Source organism: Streptococcus oralis subsp. oralis (assembly GCF_002096445.1).
Lineage (GTDB): Bacteria > Bacillota > Bacilli > Lactobacillales > Streptococcaceae > Streptococcus > Streptococcus oralis_N.
In genome coordinates, this window is the sequence record NZ_NCUK01000013.1 from 754,479 (window position 1) to 773,142 (window position 18,664).

At 38.4% G+C, this 18,664-nt stretch carries 14 protein-coding genes; 11 read left to right on the forward strand and 3 right to left on the reverse strand.

Annotated features, from left to right (window positions below; translation table 11 throughout):
* The first annotated feature begins 1 nt into the window (after position 1).
* The 6 genes from aguB to B7721_RS07060 all read left to right on the forward strand — a co-directional run bounded on the left by aguB (position 2) and on the right by B7721_RS07060 (position 6,391).
* The gene (gene aguB, locus B7721_RS07035; protein WP_084878240.1) at positions 2–877 is read left to right on the forward strand and encodes an N-carbamoylputrescine amidase; all 876 of its coding nucleotides are present in this window, start codon (positions 2–4) and stop codon (positions 875–877) included.
* Positions 878–1,021: 144 nt separating this feature from the next.
* The gene (locus B7721_RS07040) at positions 1,022–1,759 is read left to right on the forward strand and encodes a TraX family protein (RefSeq protein WP_084878242.1); all 738 of its coding nucleotides are present in this window, start codon (positions 1,022–1,024) and stop codon (positions 1,757–1,759) included.
* Positions 1,760–1,865: 106 nt separating this feature from the next.
* Positions 1,866–2,564 (forward strand): response regulator transcription factor, encoded by a 699-nt coding sequence (locus B7721_RS07045; protein ID WP_084878243.1) that lies wholly within the window; start codon positions 1,866–1,868, stop codon positions 2,562–2,564.
* Positions 2,564–3,442: a sensor histidine kinase gene (locus B7721_RS07050; RefSeq protein WP_084878244.1), complete on the forward strand. Its 879-nt coding sequence runs from the start codon at positions 2,564–2,566 to the stop codon at positions 3,440–3,442. The genes B7721_RS07045 and B7721_RS07050 overlap by 1 nt, the downstream gene beginning before the upstream one ends.
* Before the next feature lie 452 nt (positions 3,443–3,894).
* A complete protein-coding gene (locus B7721_RS07055; RefSeq protein ID WP_084878246.1) occupies positions 3,895–5,409 on the forward strand; it encodes an AAA family ATPase in 1,515 nt (504 codons plus the stop codon).
* Positions 5,396–6,391, forward strand: a complete 996-nt coding sequence (locus tag B7721_RS07060; protein ID WP_142358577.1) for an HNH endonuclease — start codon at positions 5,396–5,398, stop codon at positions 6,389–6,391. Before B7721_RS07055 ends, B7721_RS07060 begins: the two co-directional genes overlap by 14 nt.
* 402 nt (positions 6,392–6,793) lie before the next feature.
* Here the strand turns inward: B7721_RS07060 and B7721_RS07065 are convergent, their stop codons facing one another.
* The 3 genes from B7721_RS07065 to B7721_RS07075 all read right to left on the reverse strand — a co-directional run bounded on the left by B7721_RS07065 (position 6,794) and on the right by B7721_RS07075 (position 9,415).
* On the reverse strand, positions 6,794–7,546 hold the full coding sequence (locus tag B7721_RS07065) for an ABC transporter permease (protein ID WP_084878249.1): 753 nt from the start codon (positions 7,544–7,546) through the stop codon (positions 6,794–6,796).
* Positions 7,547–7,556: 10 nt separating this feature from the next.
* A complete protein-coding gene (locus B7721_RS07070) occupies positions 7,557–8,465 on the reverse strand; it encodes an ABC transporter ATP-binding protein (RefSeq protein ID WP_084878251.1) in 909 nt (302 codons plus the stop codon).
* A gap of 140 nt (positions 8,466–8,605) precedes the next feature.
* Entirely contained in the window at positions 8,606–9,415 is an 810-nt protein-coding gene (locus tag B7721_RS07075; RefSeq protein WP_084878253.1) for a Cof-type HAD-IIB family hydrolase, read from the reverse strand.
* A 146-nt stretch (positions 9,416–9,561) separates the two neighbouring features.
* Between B7721_RS07075 and B7721_RS07080 the strand changes: the two genes are divergently transcribed.
* The 5 genes from B7721_RS07080 to B7721_RS07100 all read left to right on the forward strand — a co-directional run bounded on the left by B7721_RS07080 (position 9,562) and on the right by B7721_RS07100 (position 18,663).
* A complete protein-coding gene (locus tag B7721_RS07080; RefSeq protein ID WP_084878254.1) occupies positions 9,562–10,023 on the forward strand; it encodes a MarR family winged helix-turn-helix transcriptional regulator in 462 nt (153 codons plus the stop codon).
* Complete coding sequence (locus tag B7721_RS07085; RefSeq protein ID WP_084878256.1) at positions 10,016–10,435, forward strand: EVE domain-containing protein; 420 nt, start codon at positions 10,016–10,018, stop codon at positions 10,433–10,435. Before B7721_RS07080 ends, B7721_RS07085 begins: the two co-directional genes overlap by 8 nt.
* A gap of 106 nt (positions 10,436–10,541) precedes the next feature.
* Positions 10,542–13,817 (forward strand): ATP-dependent nuclease subunit B, encoded by a 3,276-nt coding sequence (gene rexB / locus B7721_RS07090; protein ID WP_084878258.1) that lies wholly within the window; start codon positions 10,542–10,544, stop codon positions 13,815–13,817.
* Entirely contained in the window at positions 13,814–17,467 is a 3,654-nt protein-coding gene (gene addA / locus B7721_RS07095; RefSeq protein ID WP_084878259.1) for a helicase-exonuclease AddAB subunit AddA, read from the forward strand. The genes rexB and addA overlap by 4 nt, the downstream gene beginning before the upstream one ends.
* 17 nt (positions 17,468–17,484) lie before the next feature.
* Positions 17,485–18,663, forward strand: coding sequence for a hypothetical protein (locus tag B7721_RS07100; RefSeq protein ID WP_084878261.1), 1,179 nt, complete (start codon positions 17,485–17,487; stop codon positions 18,661–18,663).
* Position 18,664 lies beyond the last annotated feature (1 nt).

The window sequence follows — 18,664 nt, forward strand, 5'->3', positions numbered from 1 at the left end:
GATGAGAAATGTAAGAGTTGCAGCGATCCAGATGCAATGCGCCAAGGATGTAGCAACAAATATCCAAACCGCAGAGCGTTTAGTACGTCAGGCTGCAGAACAAGGCGCACAAATCATCCTCTTACCAGAGTTGTTTGAACGTCCCTATTTCTGCCAGGAACGTCAGTATGACTACTACCAGTATGCCCAATCTGTAGCAGAAAATACTGCCATTCAGCATTTTAAAACAATTGCCAAGGAGCTAAAGGTCGTTTTACCAATCAGTTTCTATGAAAAAGATGGCAATGTCTTGTATAACTCTATTGCCGTTATTGATGCAGATGGTGAGGTTCTTGGCGTTTATCGGAAGACCCACATACCAGATGACCATTATTATCAAGAAAAATTTTATTTCACGCCTGGTAACACTGGTTTCAAGGTCTGGAATACTCGCTATGCTAACATTGGTATCGGTATTTGTTGGGATCAATGGTTCCCTGAAACAGCGCGTTGTCTTGCATTAAATGGAGCAGAGTTACTCTTTTATCCAACAGCCATCGGTTCAGAGCCAATTTTGGATACGGATAGTTGTGGACATTGGCAACGTACCATGCAAGGGCACGCAGCAGCAAATATTGTCCCAGTCATTGCAGCCAATCGTTATGGTTTAGAAGAAGTCACTCCTAGTGAGGAAAATGGTGGACAGAGTTCCAGTCTTAATTTCTACGGTTCGTCCTTTATGACGGATGAAACAGGAGCTATTCTAGAGAAAGCTGAAAGACAAGGTGAAGCTGTTCTATTAGCGACCTATGACCTTGACAAGGGAGCAAGTGAACGCCTCAACTGGGGACTGTTTCGTGATAGAAGACCAGAAATGTACCAACGGATTACCGACTAGAAGGTACATTTCATAATAAACTTTTAATATTCACGCCTGTCTTACAAAAATGTAAGATAGGCTTTTTAAATGTAAGATAGGTGTACGATTATACGCGGAAATGTATGCTATACTCTATGTAGATCAAAAAGAAAGAGGTTTATTATGAAAAAATGGAATGCGACGCAGTTGAAGTATCTGATGGCGGCAGTAATGGTTCTAGACCATATCCCACATATTACCGGAATCGTTTCTCCTCTGTGGGAAGGTATTTTTCACGCCTTGACCCGTTGTGTGGGAGTTTGGTTTGCCTATATGGCTATGGAAGGATTTATCCATACTCGAAATTTGAAAAACTACCTCATCCGTCTCTGGTCTTGGGCGCTTATCATGTTTGCTGGAAATAGTCTACTCAATGCCCTATTTGCATCCAAAGGAGTAATGGTCAATAATAATATTTTCTTTACTTTGGCAATTGGTGTCACCATGCTTTGGATTGGTTTTCCCAGAAAAGAGCTGGATAAAAAAGAGAAGTTGTGGCGTCGGATTGGGGTTGCTGGTCTCTTGATTTTCGGTTGTCTTTTTACCGAGGGTGGTATCACCATGCTACCATTTCTCTTGATTAGTTACTCTTGTCGAAATCGCAAGGGCTTGCGAAATCTCCTCTATGCCTTTCTCTGGGCCTTCTTGTTAGTTACTTCCATCCAAATTTACGACACTTGGCACCAAACACTGGAAATGATGCTTTACAATTCTGACTGGCTCTTTATCACAGTCTTTCCTTTTATGGCACTTTATAATGGACAGAGAGGAAAGGAAAGCAACTGGAGCAAATATTTCTTTTATATTTTCTACCCGGCTCATCTATGGATCATAACTTTGATTGCTTATTTGGTTAAATAGATTCAATTTCCATTAGCTCCATCTTACTTAAAATGTGAGAGGAGCTTTTCTGTATCCGGAATTCCTAACAAAACATGTTATAATAGTTTTAGAAAGGACGAGGTTTATGGCGAACATACTTGTAATTGAAAATAATAATGAAATCCAGGAAATTTTAAGAACCCTTCTTACAGAGGAACACGAGGTGATCCAAGCATTTTCTGGCACAGAAGGTATCATGCAATTTGACAAAGGTGGCATTGATCTCGTTTTACTAGATATCATGCTCCCTGGGAAAAATGGTGACCAAGTCTTGCAAGCTATTCGACAAACTAGTCAGACTCCGGTCATCATGCTCACTGCTTTGGGTGATAAAAAGCTCATCAGCCAATATCTCCTAGATGGTGCCAATGATTATGTAGTAAAACCTTTTGATTTGGACGAAGTCTTTGCCAGAGTCACTGTGCAATTACGCCAAAGTGGTGAACATCAGTCAGGAGATCGAAGAGAAATTGATAACCTCGTACAAAACTTTAAAAATATCCAGTTCGATGCGGATAGTTTTGAAATAAGTAACGCAACTGAAACCATTCGCCTTGCAAAGAAAGAGTGCCAGATTCTTCAAACGTTGCTCCAGCATCCTAAAAAGATCTTCACCAAAGAAGAACTCTATGAATTAATTTGGGAAGAAAGTTACCTGCCTGGAGACAATACGCTCAACACCCATCTAAGCAATCTCCGTAAAAAACTGCATCAACTGGATCCAAATCACGAGTACATCGAAACCATTTGGGGAGTTGGTGTTCGATTAAAAGGAGATAAGTAATGATTTACATTTTGATATCTATATTGCTCCTCATTAACATCATTTTGGCGATTTCTTTGATTCGCTATCATATAGCAATTAGAGATTTAAGCAGACAAATCGAAGAAAAGATTCGCTCTGGTAGCATGAAGAGGATCGGTGTAAATTTCTTTTCAAAGACCATTTTGCGACTACATAACCAAATTGAGAATCTATTTCAGGAAGTGGAGCAAAACCAGCTAATCATGAAGCGTGAAAAACGCACCCTAGATATGGCGATCAGTAATATCGCTCATGATATTCGGACACCTTTGACAATCGCTTCAGGATATACCCAGCAACTAATAAAACACCCCGATAATAGTTCAGAAACCTTAAATAAAATAGCCCATCATCAGGATTTGGTTTCTAAACGTTTGGAGGCTCTCCTCGAATACCGTCATTTGATGGAAGGAGCAGTCAAACCGAAACTGGAAGAGCTTGATTTATCAACTTTTATAACGAAAAAGACTTTAGCTTATTACGACGTTTTTCAATCTTCACATATTGTTCTTGATTTTAACGTTGAACCAGGATTGAAAACGACGACTGATGAGGACTTGCTTGATCGAATTATACAAAACCTCCTTGGAAATGTTCTCAAGCACGGCAAGGAGAAGGCTCGACTTTCTTTGAAAAAGGAAGAAAATAGGCTTGTTTTGGAAATTGATAACCTTGTCAAAAAACCTATCAAGAATATAGACAATCTCAGCAATCGTTTTTATTCTGAAAATATGTCGGATACCGAAGAATCCTCTGGTTTAGGTCTCTATATTACCGAGGAATTAGTTCATCTTCTTGGAGCGGATATGAAGCTAGCCACTGATGGAGAATGGTTTTCAGTCTTTATTTATCTTTAATAGAAGTAAATTAAAAATAGATGTACAAAGAATGGTATGTTCTTCTCTTTTTTGCTATAATATAACATAATTAAAATAGGAAAAATAAAAAATGCTAATCAAATCAAGAACTAATTCAATCTTAATTTTGTAAAATATCAATATCTTTTGCCTTTATGAGAATTGGATAAGTTAGTTTTATCAGGGGAAATGCCTAAGATTTCAATAGAGGTATTAGGTTAATACACAGTCAGTTTCTAATTGATGTAAATCTGAAATAACAAAAGTTCGCGAGATTGATATGATCGTTGAGGTGGCTGAGGTTATCAGGGTTCATTTTTACCATTAATAACTAGGAAGTTGTTGAAACTATAGAAGTAAATGTTCTTCTAGAATTCCTCTTTGAAAATAAAGTAGTATAAAAACGGTAAGATGAAGCAAAAGAGAATTTATTATGAGGTGAGGAATGCTTTATGAAAATAAAAGAATTGCATATAGAGAATTTTTATTTAGGAAATGATTTAGACATTGATTTTGATGTTTCAAATGAACTTTTATCCTCAGATGAATCAAAGTTTACATTGATAGTCGGAGAAAATGGAGTTCGAAAAACCTCGTTGCTTAAAGAAATTTATGGTCTATTTCGACAGATTAGTTATACTTCGTCATCATATGCAAAAATTAATAAAAATGGTGATGATATATGTATAACTAATAAAAATCCTAAAACGGATATAAATATAGTGCTAGACTCGTTTGCGTTATTAGATAAACTTAGTAAAAATAATTTGGATAGTTTTAAACATCGCTATGTAAGTTCGTATAGAGGAATGATAAACGTAAGCGTTACCAATGATTTTATTAATAATATAGTATATTCCAGTTTGTCAGATGTGGAAAAATTTAATAATATTCTTGAAGTGTTTAAGTTTCTAAAAATAGATCCAAAGAGTTTAGTACTAACCTGGGCTAATTCACCTATTGGAAGGAAAGGGAGTAATTTTTATTTAGAAAAAATAATGAACTCTGATTCTCTAATAAAAAGATTAGATGGAATTATGAATTGCATTATTAAAGATGAAATGCTATGTCAAGAATGGTGTAGGTTTAAAGAGAAATATTATAATGAAAATAGGCCTAGTGATTTGTATGAAGATGATTGTCGTATAGTTGAAAGGAAGAAATTGTCTATCAAAATGGTGGACTATATTGGTAAACTCCGTTTTGTTGAAAATAGTATAAGGTATTTGCTTATGCATTATTATAGAACTGATTTAACGTTCAGATATAAAGGGAAACCGGCTATTCTATTTACTGATCTAAAAGAGTTTATTAATCGAGAAAGCATTTTTTATGAGATATTTGCTTTCAGCAAATATTACTTAGATAGAAAATTTTTCACTCAAATGTATATTGATAAGGCGATGGCAAATAATAGAAATAGTACTGATAGTGAAAGTTATGAGCTAGTTGATTTAAGTTCTGGGGAATTGGGAACACTATTGAGATTTACAAAGCTAGTTACTGAAATTGAGAGAAATTCTATAGTATTAATTGATGAACCAGAGCTGCATTTGCATCCTAGTTGGATGATTTCTTATATATATAGGTTAAAGAAATTATTTAAAAATTACAATTGCCATTTTATTATTGCAACTCATTCTCCACTACTTGTTTCAAATTTAAATAGTGATGATATTGTCATACTAAAAAAAACACAAAAAGCACTAAAAGTGGAAAAAGTTGAAGTAGGTACTTTTGGTGTAGAAATAGATGAAATATTATCACAAGTATTTGGTGTCAGATTGATTGACAGCATTTTGATTAGGGAAACATTTGATAGTATTGAAAGATTATTGAATTCAGATAACAAGGAAAAACAGATATCAGGGCTACAATCTATAAAATTACTACCAGATTCTGCTCGGAAAATTGATTTGTTTATGAAATATTATGATTTATTGATGGAATTAAATGATGAAAGCTAGATATATTGATAAAAGAATTGATAAAGTATGGTACGATGTATTCATGATATTGGAAAGACATCAAGATGATTTTATTTCCTCTAATGGTGATTTACCGACAAATGAAGATCGAAAAAAATTCATTGAAGACGTTCAAAAAAAATCAGAGTCTTATTCAAGAATGTATAAATTTACTTACTTAATTACTACGAAAAACTTTTATACAATGTTATATATAGTATCAAAAAATGAAAAAAGTATATCGAAAATTCGTTTATTTTATGATTCAATAAAAAATGGAATGTTTAATAAACTATCAAGTGAAAAATATACAAATAGTTTAAATTTTTTGTATTATTCTAAAGATCCTGATCTGAAAAAATTATGTAATTATCTGTATGAAGAATTTATTAATAGAAAGGATGTAAAAAAATATTATTTTGGCCTTAATCAAGATCAATCTATAAAGACTGAGCTGAAAATTCAATCTAATAGAAAGGGATGGAGATGTCCATATTGTGATGGTAAGATGGTAAACGGTGACCCAGATCATTTTTTACCTAAAAGTCAGTTTCCTTTGTTGGCTTTGTATAGTGAGAATATAATATTCTGTTGTAAAAATTGCAACATGGGATTGAAATCCGAGGACTTTATCTTACCTATTGTACTTCCTTATGAAATTGATGTGATTGGGTATGTACAATTTAAATATATAAATGGCAGTATTGTTTTAGAAGTGATTCCTGACACAAAATTGCAAGTGCCAATTAAAAATTACTTAAAGGTTATTAAAATAATAGAATTATATAATAATGAAAGATATTATGAAATTTTTATAGATTTTCAAAGAAAGTTATTTCAATCAAAAATGGATTTGGATAAAATGAAAGATTTTTATAAGTTTTCAAACATAGAAAATAAATGGGATTTAAAAATTAGAGAAGATTTTATTTGTCAGTTATATAATTATAAGGATATTATTACAAAATATTCTACGTTTTAATAAGAATTAATTGCGAATAATATAAGTGAATTATTACTTTTTTATAAACGATACTCTCTTTTTAGGTTTTATAAGTTTAGTCATATCATAATTGTGAATTACAATAAAAAACTAGATGGTGTGAACTTTTTGTCAACATGTAGTTTAATTCAATTCGCATGTTTTGGGATGAAATTTACACCATTCAAATGAAATTTATTAAAATTAAGTGAAATTTTGTTTTCTTAAAAAGTGGAGGGACATTGATTTTAAGCGGATATTGAAATCTATTCAAATAAAAATGTTTCTAATTTCTCTACTTTTTTTCTTAGATTGTTATAAAGTCTGACATAATAAGCGTTGTAGGTGTAGAAGTTAATTTTAACAGAAGAAACCTCCTCTATATCCTAGAGGAGGTCCTTTTTATAAGCTTTTCTTCTTGAAAATAATCAGTCCACTGAAAGAGAAGAAAAGTATGACTGTTACGCAAACCGTGATGGTATAGAGAATAGCTTGACTATTAGTAGTCATAGCATAGGCAAAATCTAGAATTAAATATCGTAGAATTTCAATGTCTGGGAAAACAAGAATTGGAATAGAAACGACAATAGAGCTAATCAGATAACCAATAAATACGGCAAGATAAGAATGAGTTAGGTAGAGAATAAAGGAAACAATCGAAAGCCAAGCGAGAAGGCATAGAAATTGAAGGGAAATCGTCAAGAGGAGATTAGTAACAAAACCATCAGGTATCGTACCAAGTCCATTTAGTAGAGTCGCGGGAATAAAGGCAATCACAAGACTGGTGATGAGTTGTAAGAGAGCGATACTTGCTAGTACAAAGAATTTAGCAAGGAAAAATTCTGTACGAGAAACGCCAACTGTCAAACTATTTTTATAAAGCTTGCCGATTAAATCGACCCCAAGAACTAAACACACTAGAATAATACAGAGGAAAACGAGGTTTGAGCCGTTATTTGACGCGTTGATTAGAGCTTCTATCCCATTCCAACCATGGGTATGAAGCTCAGGTGGTGCTGGCTGAACTGACATTAGATGCCCTGTAGCGCCAATAGTAGCACCCAGTAACATAAGTACAAAGAGAATGAATTCTGTAATCCAGAATCCTTTGGAGCGGAAAAGACGGTAAAAATCTGCTTGAATGGTATGTATCATGATTTTTCTCCTATCCTACCAATTGGGTGAAGTATTCTTCTAGGTTTTGACGGGCAAAGTAAATCTCATCAATAGTAACATCGGACAAAGTTAGTTGCTTAAGAATCTGTTTGACATCTTGTTCATTACCAAAGATATGGATTTCATTGTCAGGATTGACAACCTTAAACTGGAGCTGGATTTGTTCTTTCAATACCTGACAAGCTCTTTCTTTGTCGTTTGTTTTAAGCACAATATAATCCTCGCTCAGTGTTTCAAACTCAGCTTTACTGATTTCACGGATAATCTTACCTTGATCCAGAATACCAAAGCGATTAGCTAAGAGATAGAGTTCTGACAAGATATGGCTAGAGATGAGGATGGTTATGCCTTTTTCTTGATTGAGTCGCTGGATCATGAGACGAAATTCTTTGATTCCAATCGGATCGAGACCATTAATAGGTTCATCAAGAATCAGGAAGTCGGGTTTTGATAGGAGAGCAATGGCGATGCCAAGTCTTTGTTTCATTCCTAGTGAGAAATCACGAAAGACTTTTTTACCTGTATCTGACAAGCCAACATAGTCCAAAGTTTCATGAATCACCTTATCAGCATTTGGAATATGACGAATCATACAATAATATTTCAGATTCTGGTATGCTGTCAAGTGATTGTGAGCTACAGGTGATTCGATAACAGAACCCACTTGAGATAATGCCTTGGTCCACTCATTTTGTCCTTGACTAGAAAAGAGGGAAACTGTACCTTTGTCCGCAAACAATAATTGTGTAATGATTTTAATAAGAGTAGTTTTACCTGCTCCATTTTTTCCAATTAGACCATAAATATCTCCCTCTTTTATGGTTAGACTAAGATCTTGAAGAATAGCTTGTTGGCCGAATTGTTTGGTCAGTCCATGAATTTCAAGTACTGTTTTCATGATTTTCTCCTTTTGATTTGTTTTACTAACTTTAGTATAAGGTATAGAAATCAAAGAAAGCTCAAGTAATTCTAAAGAGTTTCTAAAGTTTTGTGATTCTAAAAAAACAAAACCCAGTTGACATGAACTGGGCTTCTCAATTATAAGATATACTTCTCAATGGCACGCGCGACGCCGTCTTCATCGTTGCTAGCTGTAACGTCATTAGCAAGGGATTTGACATGGTCACTGGCATTTCCCATAGCAATGCCAAGTCCTGCAAACTGAAGCATTTCGATATCGTTATTGGCATCGCCCATGGCCATAATTTCTGAGGGCTCGAACTTCAAAATCGCTGCTAGTCGAGAAAGAGCAGTAGCCTTTGTCGTTCCAAGTGGCATGGCTTCATAAATGACAGGCTGCGAACGAACACCGCTAAATTGTTGACAGAGTTCCTCAGCAAACCGCTGCTCAAAATCGTCTGTTTGCTCTTTGGTGCCTAAAAACATACCCTGAAACATACGGTACTTGCCACTAGTCGCTTCCTCAAGGGAAATTTCAGTTAAGTCTGAAAAGACGAGCTTGGCATCATTTTGAACAATTTCATTAGGCTTGCCACCGAGGACAAAATAATGTTTCTCATCAAAAAGAGTTAACTGGACGTCGCTTTTTTCAGCTAGGTCATAGAGGTATTCAATGTCAGCTGGACTAAGTTCCTGCCAGTCCACTAGACTCCAGTCACTGGTCTGATGGGTTGAACAACCGTTATTGACGATGACATACTCATTCTGAAGGTCCAGTCCTAGTTGTTTATAGTAGGGAAGGACACCGAAAAGCGGGCGACCTGTACAGAGAACCAGTTTGACACCTTTTTCAATAGCTTGGTGAATGGCAGTGATGTGAGCTTGTGGGATTTCCTTGGCTTCGTTAAGGAGTGTTCCGTCCATATCCAAGGCTAGTAGTTTAATCATAAGACTTCCTTTTCTAGGTGTTTTGCTTTTATTATAGCATATAGACTATAAAATGTCTGACAGAATTGTAACATTCGGCTTTCCTTTTCTTGAAAAACAAAATAAATTCATTTATAATATGTATACTTAATATTCAAGGAGAAATAATGTCAAAGTATCAATTTAATTCAATTTATAAAAACGATGAAACAGAGTCTACAGGTCTTCTTTTCATCAAAGTCTACAACAAGTGGGAAAGCAACTTAAAAAGAGTCTTGAAATCAGTTGGTCTCACTCTGCCTCAATTTATCGTTTTAACCTCGCTCTTGTTTTTGTCTAATAGAGAGGAATATGTAACGCAAGTTGATATCGCTCGGTTCACCGGTATGGATGTTATGACGGTTTCCCAGATTGTTAGGCTACTGGAGAAGAAAGACTACATTAGACGTGATCAACACCCAAAGGATAGTCGGGCAAAACTGGTTTCAGTGACGAATTCTGGCGCGGAGAAGGTCAATCAAGCTTTACCTTTAGTAGAAGGGGTTGATGAAGAATTTTTTGATAAACTTTCTGAAGATAGAGAAAGTTTTAATCGCATGTTAGTAGAGTTGGAGGATAAAAATGCCTAGATATTGGGTTGGAGTTGTTTCAAAGAACCATGTTTTAAGAGGAGTTGAAGGGAATTTTTGCCAGGTCTGTCATGGAAAGGGCGGGCCCTTAAACCGTATGAAAAAAGGAGACTATCTTTTATACTATAGCCCAAAATACGATATGAATGGTCAAGATAAGTTACAGGCTTTTGTGGCCGTAGGTAAAATTATAGACGACAAAGCCTATCAAGTAGAGCAATTTGAAGGATTCTTTCCCTTTAGACGAAATGTCGAGTATTATCAACCAGTCAAAGATTGCTCCATAGAAATAGCCAAACAACATCCTGAATGGAAAGATTATACTTCTCGACTTCGTTATGGACATTTTGAAGTTTCCAAAGACTTTTTCCTCTATATCTTTCAGCATATGAAAGTGGATGATGAAGGATGATTGATTTGCTAATTAAATGATTGTCAACTAGAATTTTGGATTTGGACTGTGAAGCGAACTTTGCTATAATAGAGTAAGAAACTTTGATAAAGCAAACGAGGCTGAGATGAAATTACTTTATACTGATATTCGGACTTCTTTGACTGAAATTTTAACGAGAGAGGCGGAAGAGCTAGTTGCTGCTGGCAAGCGTGTTTTCTACATCGCACCCAACTCTCTTTCATTTGAAAAGGAACGCGCCGTGCTGGAATGCTTGTCCCAGCAGGCTTCTTTTGCGATTACCGTCACGCGTTTTGCTCAGATGGCTCGTTACCTGGTTTTAAATGATTTGCCAACTAAGACGAGTCTAGATGACATCGGGCTTGGGATAGCTTTTTATAAATGCCTTGCCGAACTAGATCCCAAGGACTTGCGTGTTTATGGTGCGATTAAGCAGGATCCTCAATTTATCCAGCAGTTGGTTGAACTTTATCATGAGATGACGACTGCTCAGATGAGCTTTTTGGACTTGGAAAGTTTGACGGATGAGGATAAGCGGGCAGACTTACTCTTGATTTTTGAGAAAGTGACTGCCTATCTCAATCAAGGTCAGTTGGCTCAGGGAAGTCAGTTGTCCCATTTGATTGAGGCTATTGAGAATGACAAGGTAAGTAGTGATTTCAGTCAACTTGCCTTAGTCATTGACGGATTTACCCGTTTTTCTGCCGAGGAAGAGCGTGTAGTGGATCTACTCCATCGAAAAGGTGTCGAGATTGTCATTGGTGCTTATGCAAGCAAGAAGGCTTATAGCAGTCCGTTCACTGAAGGGAATCTCTACCAAGCCAGTGTGGAATTTCTTCATCATTTGGGGGCAAAATACCAAACACCTGCTCAGGATCGTTCTCAGACACATGAGAAAATGGATAGTTTTGACAAGGCCTCTCGTTTGCTGGAGTCTTCTTATGATTTTTCAGAACTTACTTTAGATGTAGATGAGAAGGACCGTGAAAATCTGCAAATCTGGTCTTGTTTGACACAAAAGGAAGAGTTGGAGTTGGTGGCTCGCGCTATTCGTCAGAAATTACATGACCATCCAGAACTGAGTTACAAGAATTTCCATATTTTGCTGGGTGATGTGGCTTCTTACCAGTTATCGTTGAAAACCATTTTTGACCAGTACCAGATACCATTCTATCTTGGTAGAAGTGAATCCATGGCTCATCATCCCTTGACTCAGTATGTCGAATCTATTTTGCGTTTGAAACGCTACCGTTTTCGTCAGGAGGATTTGATTAATCTCCTCAGAACTGGTCTGTATACTGACCTTAGCCAGGCGGATATTGATGCTTTTGAGCAATATCTCCGCTATCTTGGCATCAATGGCTTGCCAGCTTTTCAGCAGACCTTTACCAAATCCCACCATGGAAAATTTGATTTAGAGCGTTTAAATTCTCTTCGTCTGCGAGTTTTGGCGCCACTTGAAACCTTATTTGCCAGTCGGAAGCAAAAGACTGAAAATCTCTTGCAAAAGTGGAATACTTTTCTAAAAAATGCTGCTTTAAGCAAGCAGATGCAAGAATTGACAGCTACTATGGAAACTCTAGAACAGGAAAGACAAGCCGAAGTTTGGAAGGCTTTCTGCCATGTTTTAGAACAATTTGCGACCGTTTTCGCTGGTACACAGGTTAGTCTAGAGGATTTCCTAGCCTTGCTCCATTCTGGAATGAGCTTATCCCAGTATCGTACCATTCCAGCAACTGTTGACACCGTTCTGGTGCAGAGTTACGATCTGATTGCTCCTCTGACTGCTGACTTTGTCTATGCCATCGGTCTGACTCAGGATCATTTACCAAAAATTGCGCAAAACACCAGTCTTTTGACAGATGAAGAAAGACAAAGTCTAAACCAAGCGACTGAGGAGGGAGCACAATTACTGATTGCAAGTAGCGAAAATCTCAAGAAAAATCGCTATACCATGCTTTCCTTGGTCAATGCTGCTCGTAAGCAGTTGGTGTTATCCGCTCCAAGTCTCCTCAATGAAAATGAGAGCAAGGAATCGGCCTATCTTCAGGAACTGGTGGGTTTTGGATTTAGCCGAATAGAGAAGAAGATTCATCAAAAAAGTCTGTCTAAGGATGATATGGGTTCTTATCACAGTCTCTTGTCTAGTCTAGTAGCCTATCATCAGCAGGCAGGTTCTAGTGAAAATGAGCAAGATGTGACCTTTGTCAAGGTTCTAGCGCGTGTGATGGGGAAAAAACTTGATCAAAAAGGTCTTACAAATCCAGCAATCCCAACTAGTCCAAGCAGCAAGCCATTAGAGAAAGAGACCTTGCAGGCTCTCTATCCCGCTGACAAGGAGTTTTACCTGTCTACGTCTGGTTTGACGGAGTTTTACCGCAATGAATACAGTTATTTCCTCCGTTATGTCTTAGGTTTGCAGGAAGAGTTGCGCCTGCGCCCTGATGCTCGCAGTCACGGGAATTTCTTGCACCGTATTTTTGAACGTGCCTTGAAACTACCTGCTGAAAATCCGTTTGACCAGCGTTTGGAACAAGCCATCAAGGAAACCAGCCAAGAACGCGAATTTGAAGCTATTTATCAGGAAAGTTTGGAAGCCCAGTTTACCAAGGAAGTTCTACTTGATGTGGCTCGGACAACAGGCCACATCCTTCGTCATAATCCAGCCATTGAAACCATCCAAGAGGAAGCAACATTTGGTGGCAAAGATCAGGCCTTTATTCAATTGGATAATGGTCGCAGTGTCCATGTGCGAGGCAAGGTTGACCGCATTGACCGCCTGAAAGCTGATGGAGCGATAGGAGTGGTAGACTACAAGTCTAGTCTGACCCAGTTCCAGTTTCCGAATTTCTTTAATGGCCTCAATTCCCAACTGCCCACCTATCTTGCTGCCCTAAAAAGAGAAGGGGAGCAGAACTTTTTCGGCGCTATGTACTTGGAAATGGCTGAACCTGTCCAATCTTTATTAGCTGTTAAAAGTCTGGCAGGAGCAGTAGTAGAAGCCAGCAAATCAATGAAATACCAAGGACTCTTTTTAGAAAAAGAAAGTAGTCATTTGGGAGAATTTTACAACAAAAACAAGGCCAACCAGCTGACAGACGAGGAATTCCAGCTCTTATTGGACTACAATGCCCATCTTTACAAGAAGGCGGCTGAGAAGATTTTAGAAGGCCAGTTCGCCATTAATCCCTATACCGAAAATGGCAGAAGCATTGCCCCATACGTTCAGCAGCATCAAGCTATCACAGGTTTTGAAGCCAATTACCACTTGGGACAAGCCCGTTTCCTTGAGAAATTAGACTTATCTGATGGCAAGCGTCTGGTAGGAGAAAAACTTAAGCAAGCTTGGTTTGAAAAAATGAGAGAGGAGTTGAATCGATGAAGCCCATTTCCTTTTTAACTGAGGAAGAGATTCAAAAACTGCAAGAAGCAGAAGCGAGTTCGAACAAGGAACAAAAGAAAACTGCCGAGCAAATCGAAGCCATTTATACCGCAGGGCAAAATATCCTTGTTTCAGCGTCTGCTGGTTCAGGGAAAACCTTTGTCATGGCAGAGCGCATTCTTGATCAATTGGCGCGTGGTGTAGAAATCAGCCAACTCTTTATCTCGACCTTTACCGTCAAGGCTGCTACTGAACTCAAGGAACGTCTGGAGAAAAAAATCAGCCAACAAATTCAAGAAACCAATGATCTCGATCTCAAACAACACTTGGGACGTCAGTTGGCAGATCTGCCAAACGCGGCTATCGGAACTATGGACTCTTTCACACAAAAGTTCCTCGGTAAACATGGCTATCTGATTGATATCGCACCAAATTTCCGTATTCTACAAAATGAAAGTGAACAGTTAATCTTAAAAAACGAAGTTTTTCATCAGGTTTTTGAAGAGCTTTACCAAGGTGAGAATAAAGAGAAATTTAGCCGTTTGGTGAAGAACTTTGCTGGGCGTGGCAAGGATGAACGAGGTCTGCGCCAGCAAGTCTACAAAATCTATGATTTCCTTCAATCCACCAGTAGCCCCCAAAAATGGCTGAACGAGTCTTTCCTCAAAGGGTTTGAAAAAGCTGACTTTGCAAATGAAAAAGACAAACTAACTGAGCAAATCAAGCAAGCGCTTTGGGACTTGGAAAGTTTCTTCCGTTATCATCTGGATAATGATGCCAAGGAGTTTCCAAAAGCTGCCTATTTAGAAAATATGCAGCTGGTTCTGGATGAAATTGGCTCCTTAAATCAAGAGTCCGATAGCCAGGCTTATCGAGCAGTGCTTGCGCGTGTTGTCGTCATCTCTAAGGAGAAAAATGGTCGAGCTCTGGCCAACTCCAGTCGTAAGGCCGATTTGAAACTACTGGCTGATACCTATAACGATGAGAGAAAAGCCCAGTTTGCTAAACTAGGACAACTGGCGGACCAGATAACCATTCTCGACTATCAAGAACGTTATCATGAAGACACATGGGAGCTAGCTAAAACCTTCCAAACCTTTATGAGTGATTTTGTGGAGGCTTATCGTGAACGTAAACGCCAAGAAAATGCCTTTGAATTCGCTGATATCAGTCATTACACCATTGAGATTTTAGAGAATTTCCCACAAGTTCGCGAGGCTTATGAGGAACGATTCCACGAAGTCATGGTCGATGAGTATCAGGATACTAACCACATTCAAGAACGGATGCTGGAATTGCTGTCGAATGGTCACAATCGCTTTATGGTGGGGGATATCAAGCAGTCTATCTACCGGTTCCGTCAGGCAGATCCTCAGCTCTTCAATGAAAAATTCCAATGCTATGCGCAAAATCCTCAAGAAGGAAAGCTGATTCTCCTCAAGGAAAATTTCCGTAGTAGTTCAGAAGTGCTGTCTGCAACCAATGATGTATTTGCACGTCTTATGGACCAAGAGGTCGGTGAAATCAATTATGACAGCATGCACAAGCTTGTTTTTGCCAATACCAAACTAACTCCTAATCCAGACAACAAGGCAGAATTTCTCCTCTACGATAAGGACGATAGTGGGCAAGAGGACGAAGAGAGCCAAGCAGAAACGAAGCTCACTGGTGAAATGCGCCTGGTCATCAAGGAAATCTTGAAACTTCATCAGGAAAAAGGTGTTGCCTTCAAAAAAATTGCCCTTTTGACCTCTAGCCGCAGTCGAAATGACCAGATTCTCTTCGCCCTGTCTGAGTACGGAATTCCAGTTAAAACCGACGGTGAGCAAAACAATTATCTCCAATCCCTAGAAGTACAAGTCATGCTGGACACCCTGCGCGTCATTCACAATCCCCTGCAAGACTATGCCTTGGTAGCACTTATGAAGTCTCCTATGTTTAGCTTTGATGAGGACGAGTTGGCACGCTTGTCCCTTCAGAAAGCAGAAGATAAAGTCCAAGAGAATCTTTTTGAGAAACTGATCAATGCTCAAAAACAAGCAGCTAGCCAGAAAGAGTTAATTCACACAGAACTAGCTGAAAAACTAAGTCAGTTCATGGATATCTTGGATTCTTGGCGCCTGTATGCCAAAACTCACTCTCTCTATGACTTGATTTGGAAGATTTACAACGACCGTTTTTATTATGACTATGTTGGGGCTTTGCCGAACGGACCTGCTAGACAGGCCAATCTCTATGCCCTAGCGCTACGTGCTGACCAGTTTGAAAAGAGTAATTTCAAGGGCTTGTCGCGTTTTATACGTATGATTGACCAAGTCCTAGAAGCCCAGCACGATCTCGCAAGCGTAGCCGTCGCACCGCCTAAAGATGCCGTGGAACTTATGACCATTCACAAGAGCAAAGGATTGGAATTTCCTTATGTCTTTATCCTCAACACGGATCAGGACTTCAACAAGCAAGACTCGATGTCAGAAGTTATTCTCAGTCGTCAAAATGGGCTTGGTGTCAAATACATTGCCAAAGTGGAAACAGGAGCAGTGGAAGCACACTATCCTAAAACCATCAAACTTTCCATTCCCAGTCTAACTTATACGCAGAATGAAGAAGAATTACAATTGGCTAGCTATTCAGAGCAGATGCGTTTGCTGTATGTTGCCATGACGAGAGCTGAGAAAAAGCTCTATCTTGTCGGCAAGGGTTCTCGTGAAAAGCTAGAAGCCAAGGAATATCCATCAGCTGAGAGCAGAAAATTAGATAGCAATACCAGACTGCAAGCAAGAAATTTCCAAGATTGGATCTGGGCTATCAGCAAAGTATTTGCCAAGGAAGATCTCAACTTTAGCTATCGTTTTATTGGTGAAGACCAGCTGACCAGAGAAGCTATTGGAGAGTTGGAAAACAAGAGCCCTCTACTAGATAGATCCCAAGCAGACAACCGCCAGTCAGAAACCATCAAGGAAGCTTTGGAAATGCTGAAAGAGGTGGAAGTTTATAATACTCTTCACCGTGCAGCCATTGAACTACCAAGTGTTCAAACACCAAGCCAAATCAAGAAATTCTACGAACCCGTTATGGATATGGAAGGGGTAGAAATTGCTAACCCAACTCCATCACCGGAAAAGCAAATCAGCTTTGATTTACCAGATTTTTCAACTAAAGAAAAGGTAACTGGAGCTGAGATTGGTAGTGCAACCCACGAACTCATGCAAAGAATTGATCTTAGTCAGCAACCAACACTTGGTAGTCTAACAGAAACTCTCAAACAAGTTCAAACCAGCCCAGGTGTCAGAGATAAGATCAATCTTTCTAAAATCCTTGCATTCTTTGACACACCACTTGGTCAGGAGATTCTCGCTAATACCGACCATCTCTACCGCGAGCAACCTTTCTCTATGCTCAAAAAAGATCAAAAGAGTCAGGAAGACTTTGTTGTTCGTGGGATTCTAGATGGGTATTTACTCTATCAAGACCGAATTGTCCTCTTTGACTATAAGACTGACCGTTACGATCAACCAAATCAGCTTATTGAACGCTATCGTGGGCAGTTAGCGCTCTATGGAGAAGCTTTATCACGAGCCTATTCGATTGAAAACATTGAAAAATACTTGATTTTGCTCGGCAAAGATGAGGTACAAGTTGTAAAAATATAATCTAGAAAGGAGACCTCATGACACTTCCAGTTAGAAAATCCCTGCACGATGCAGTTTTACAAGCTTCAAAAGCTGATACTTGGGATCAAGCTACCAAGGAATGGAATGAAGTTTCCTTGATTTTTAATGGTATTGGGCGTAGTAATTGTATCTGCGGAAATGCCATTAAATACTCTTACGAACTCTTTAATACTGTCACAGCTCAGCGTCTCTTTCCTATCGGTAGCGATTGTGTTCGCCATTTTCATCGGATTAGCCTCGACCAGAAACTAGAAGAGGAAGAAAAACTTCTCAGAAAGCTTGAAAATCTGACTAGAAAAGTCAAGAAAAAGGAAAAAATCAAGGTTAATAAAAGCGACTTTGACGAACGACTTCTAAAATGGTTTTGGGAAAAAGGTGTTTTCAAAGCCAATCGTGGCAATCAATTTGCGCCTGAGAGAGACTATCAGCTCTTCCTAGAGGTCTTTCAAGGTGGAAGTTGGACCAAGGCAGATCCAAATAAGAAGGCTCGTATGGAAGAAGTGCTGGAAAAGTGTATCAAACCTTTTCTACTTGGTAAGACCGATGACCAACTCTACCTTGTCAAACTAGGCAAGGAGAAAATTTACTACGAGCAGCATTTACGGATTCAAGCAGAGAAAGAACGCAAGAAAAGAGATAAAATCGCCAAGCAATACGCTGACAACCTCATTCTTGCTATGGGACCTGCAGAACGAGCCTATCAAGATTACTTTGGCTTTACAGAAACCTTGACCCAAGAAGAACGAAAATGGGAGAAAATCCTCTTTGGAAAAAATAGAGACGAACGGGCTATTAAGGCTAAACAAAACCAAAAGGAGCTTGAAAAGGATCAGCGGATTGCAAATCAAGATCCGATTGAACGAAAGCAGAAGCAGACTTGGCTTCTTAATTCTTATTTTCGGGATTTGCCTGATGAAAAATCCAGATTTTCTCGGCTTTTATTAGAATATCGAAAAAGTGGAGAAGTACGCTTTTCAGATGAATACTTATCTGAGCATCTCATCGACTTTTTCTACAAGATGAAAGCCTTTGAGTTTGAAATTGAACCAGAACAAGTCCGCGATTTTCTAAAAGAATGCCTTCAGGCAGAACATCTATCATCAGCACAAGAAAACTGGATTAAAGGAATTCTCCTTAACTGCCTTCACCCGTTCTTAAATAGGTTACTCATATAGA

Coding starts and splice junctions, on each gene's coding strand:
- B7721_RS07080 (WP_084878254.1), top strand. CDS start 9,562: ATGTCAAAGTATCAATTTAATTCAATTTATAAAAACGATGAAACAGAG.
- B7721_RS07050 (WP_084878244.1), top strand. CDS start 2,564: ATGATTTACATTTTGATATCTATATTGCTCCTCATTAACATCATTTTG.
- B7721_RS07065 (WP_084878249.1), bottom strand. CDS start 7,546: ATGATACATACCATTCAAGCAGATTTTTACCGTCTTTTCCGCTCCAAA.
- addA (WP_084878259.1), top strand. CDS start 13,814: ATGAAGCCCATTTCCTTTTTAACTGAGGAAGAGATTCAAAAACTGCAA.
- B7721_RS07045 (WP_084878243.1), top strand. CDS start 1,866: ATGGCGAACATACTTGTAATTGAAAATAATAATGAAATCCAGGAAATT.
- rexB (WP_084878258.1), top strand. CDS start 10,542: ATGAAATTACTTTATACTGATATTCGGACTTCTTTGACTGAAATTTTA.
- B7721_RS07070 (WP_084878251.1), bottom strand. CDS start 8,465: ATGAAAACAGTACTTGAAATTCATGGACTGACCAAACAATTCGGCCAA.
- B7721_RS07075 (WP_084878253.1), bottom strand. CDS start 9,415: ATGATTAAACTACTAGCCTTGGATATGGACGGAACACTCCTTAACGAA.
- B7721_RS07040 (WP_084878242.1), top strand. CDS start 1,022: ATGAAAAAATGGAATGCGACGCAGTTGAAGTATCTGATGGCGGCAGTA.
- B7721_RS07055 (WP_084878246.1), top strand. CDS start 3,895: ATGAAAATAAAAGAATTGCATATAGAGAATTTTTATTTAGGAAATGAT.
- B7721_RS07100 (WP_084878261.1), top strand. CDS start 17,485: ATGACACTTCCAGTTAGAAAATCCCTGCACGATGCAGTTTTACAAGCT.
- aguB (WP_084878240.1), top strand. CDS start 2: ATGAGAAATGTAAGAGTTGCAGCGATCCAGATGCAATGCGCCAAGGAT.
- B7721_RS07060 (WP_142358577.1), top strand. CDS start 5,396: ATGATGAAAGCTAGATATATTGATAAAAGAATTGATAAAGTATGGTAC.
- B7721_RS07085 (WP_084878256.1), top strand. CDS start 10,016: ATGCCTAGATATTGGGTTGGAGTTGTTTCAAAGAACCATGTTTTAAGA.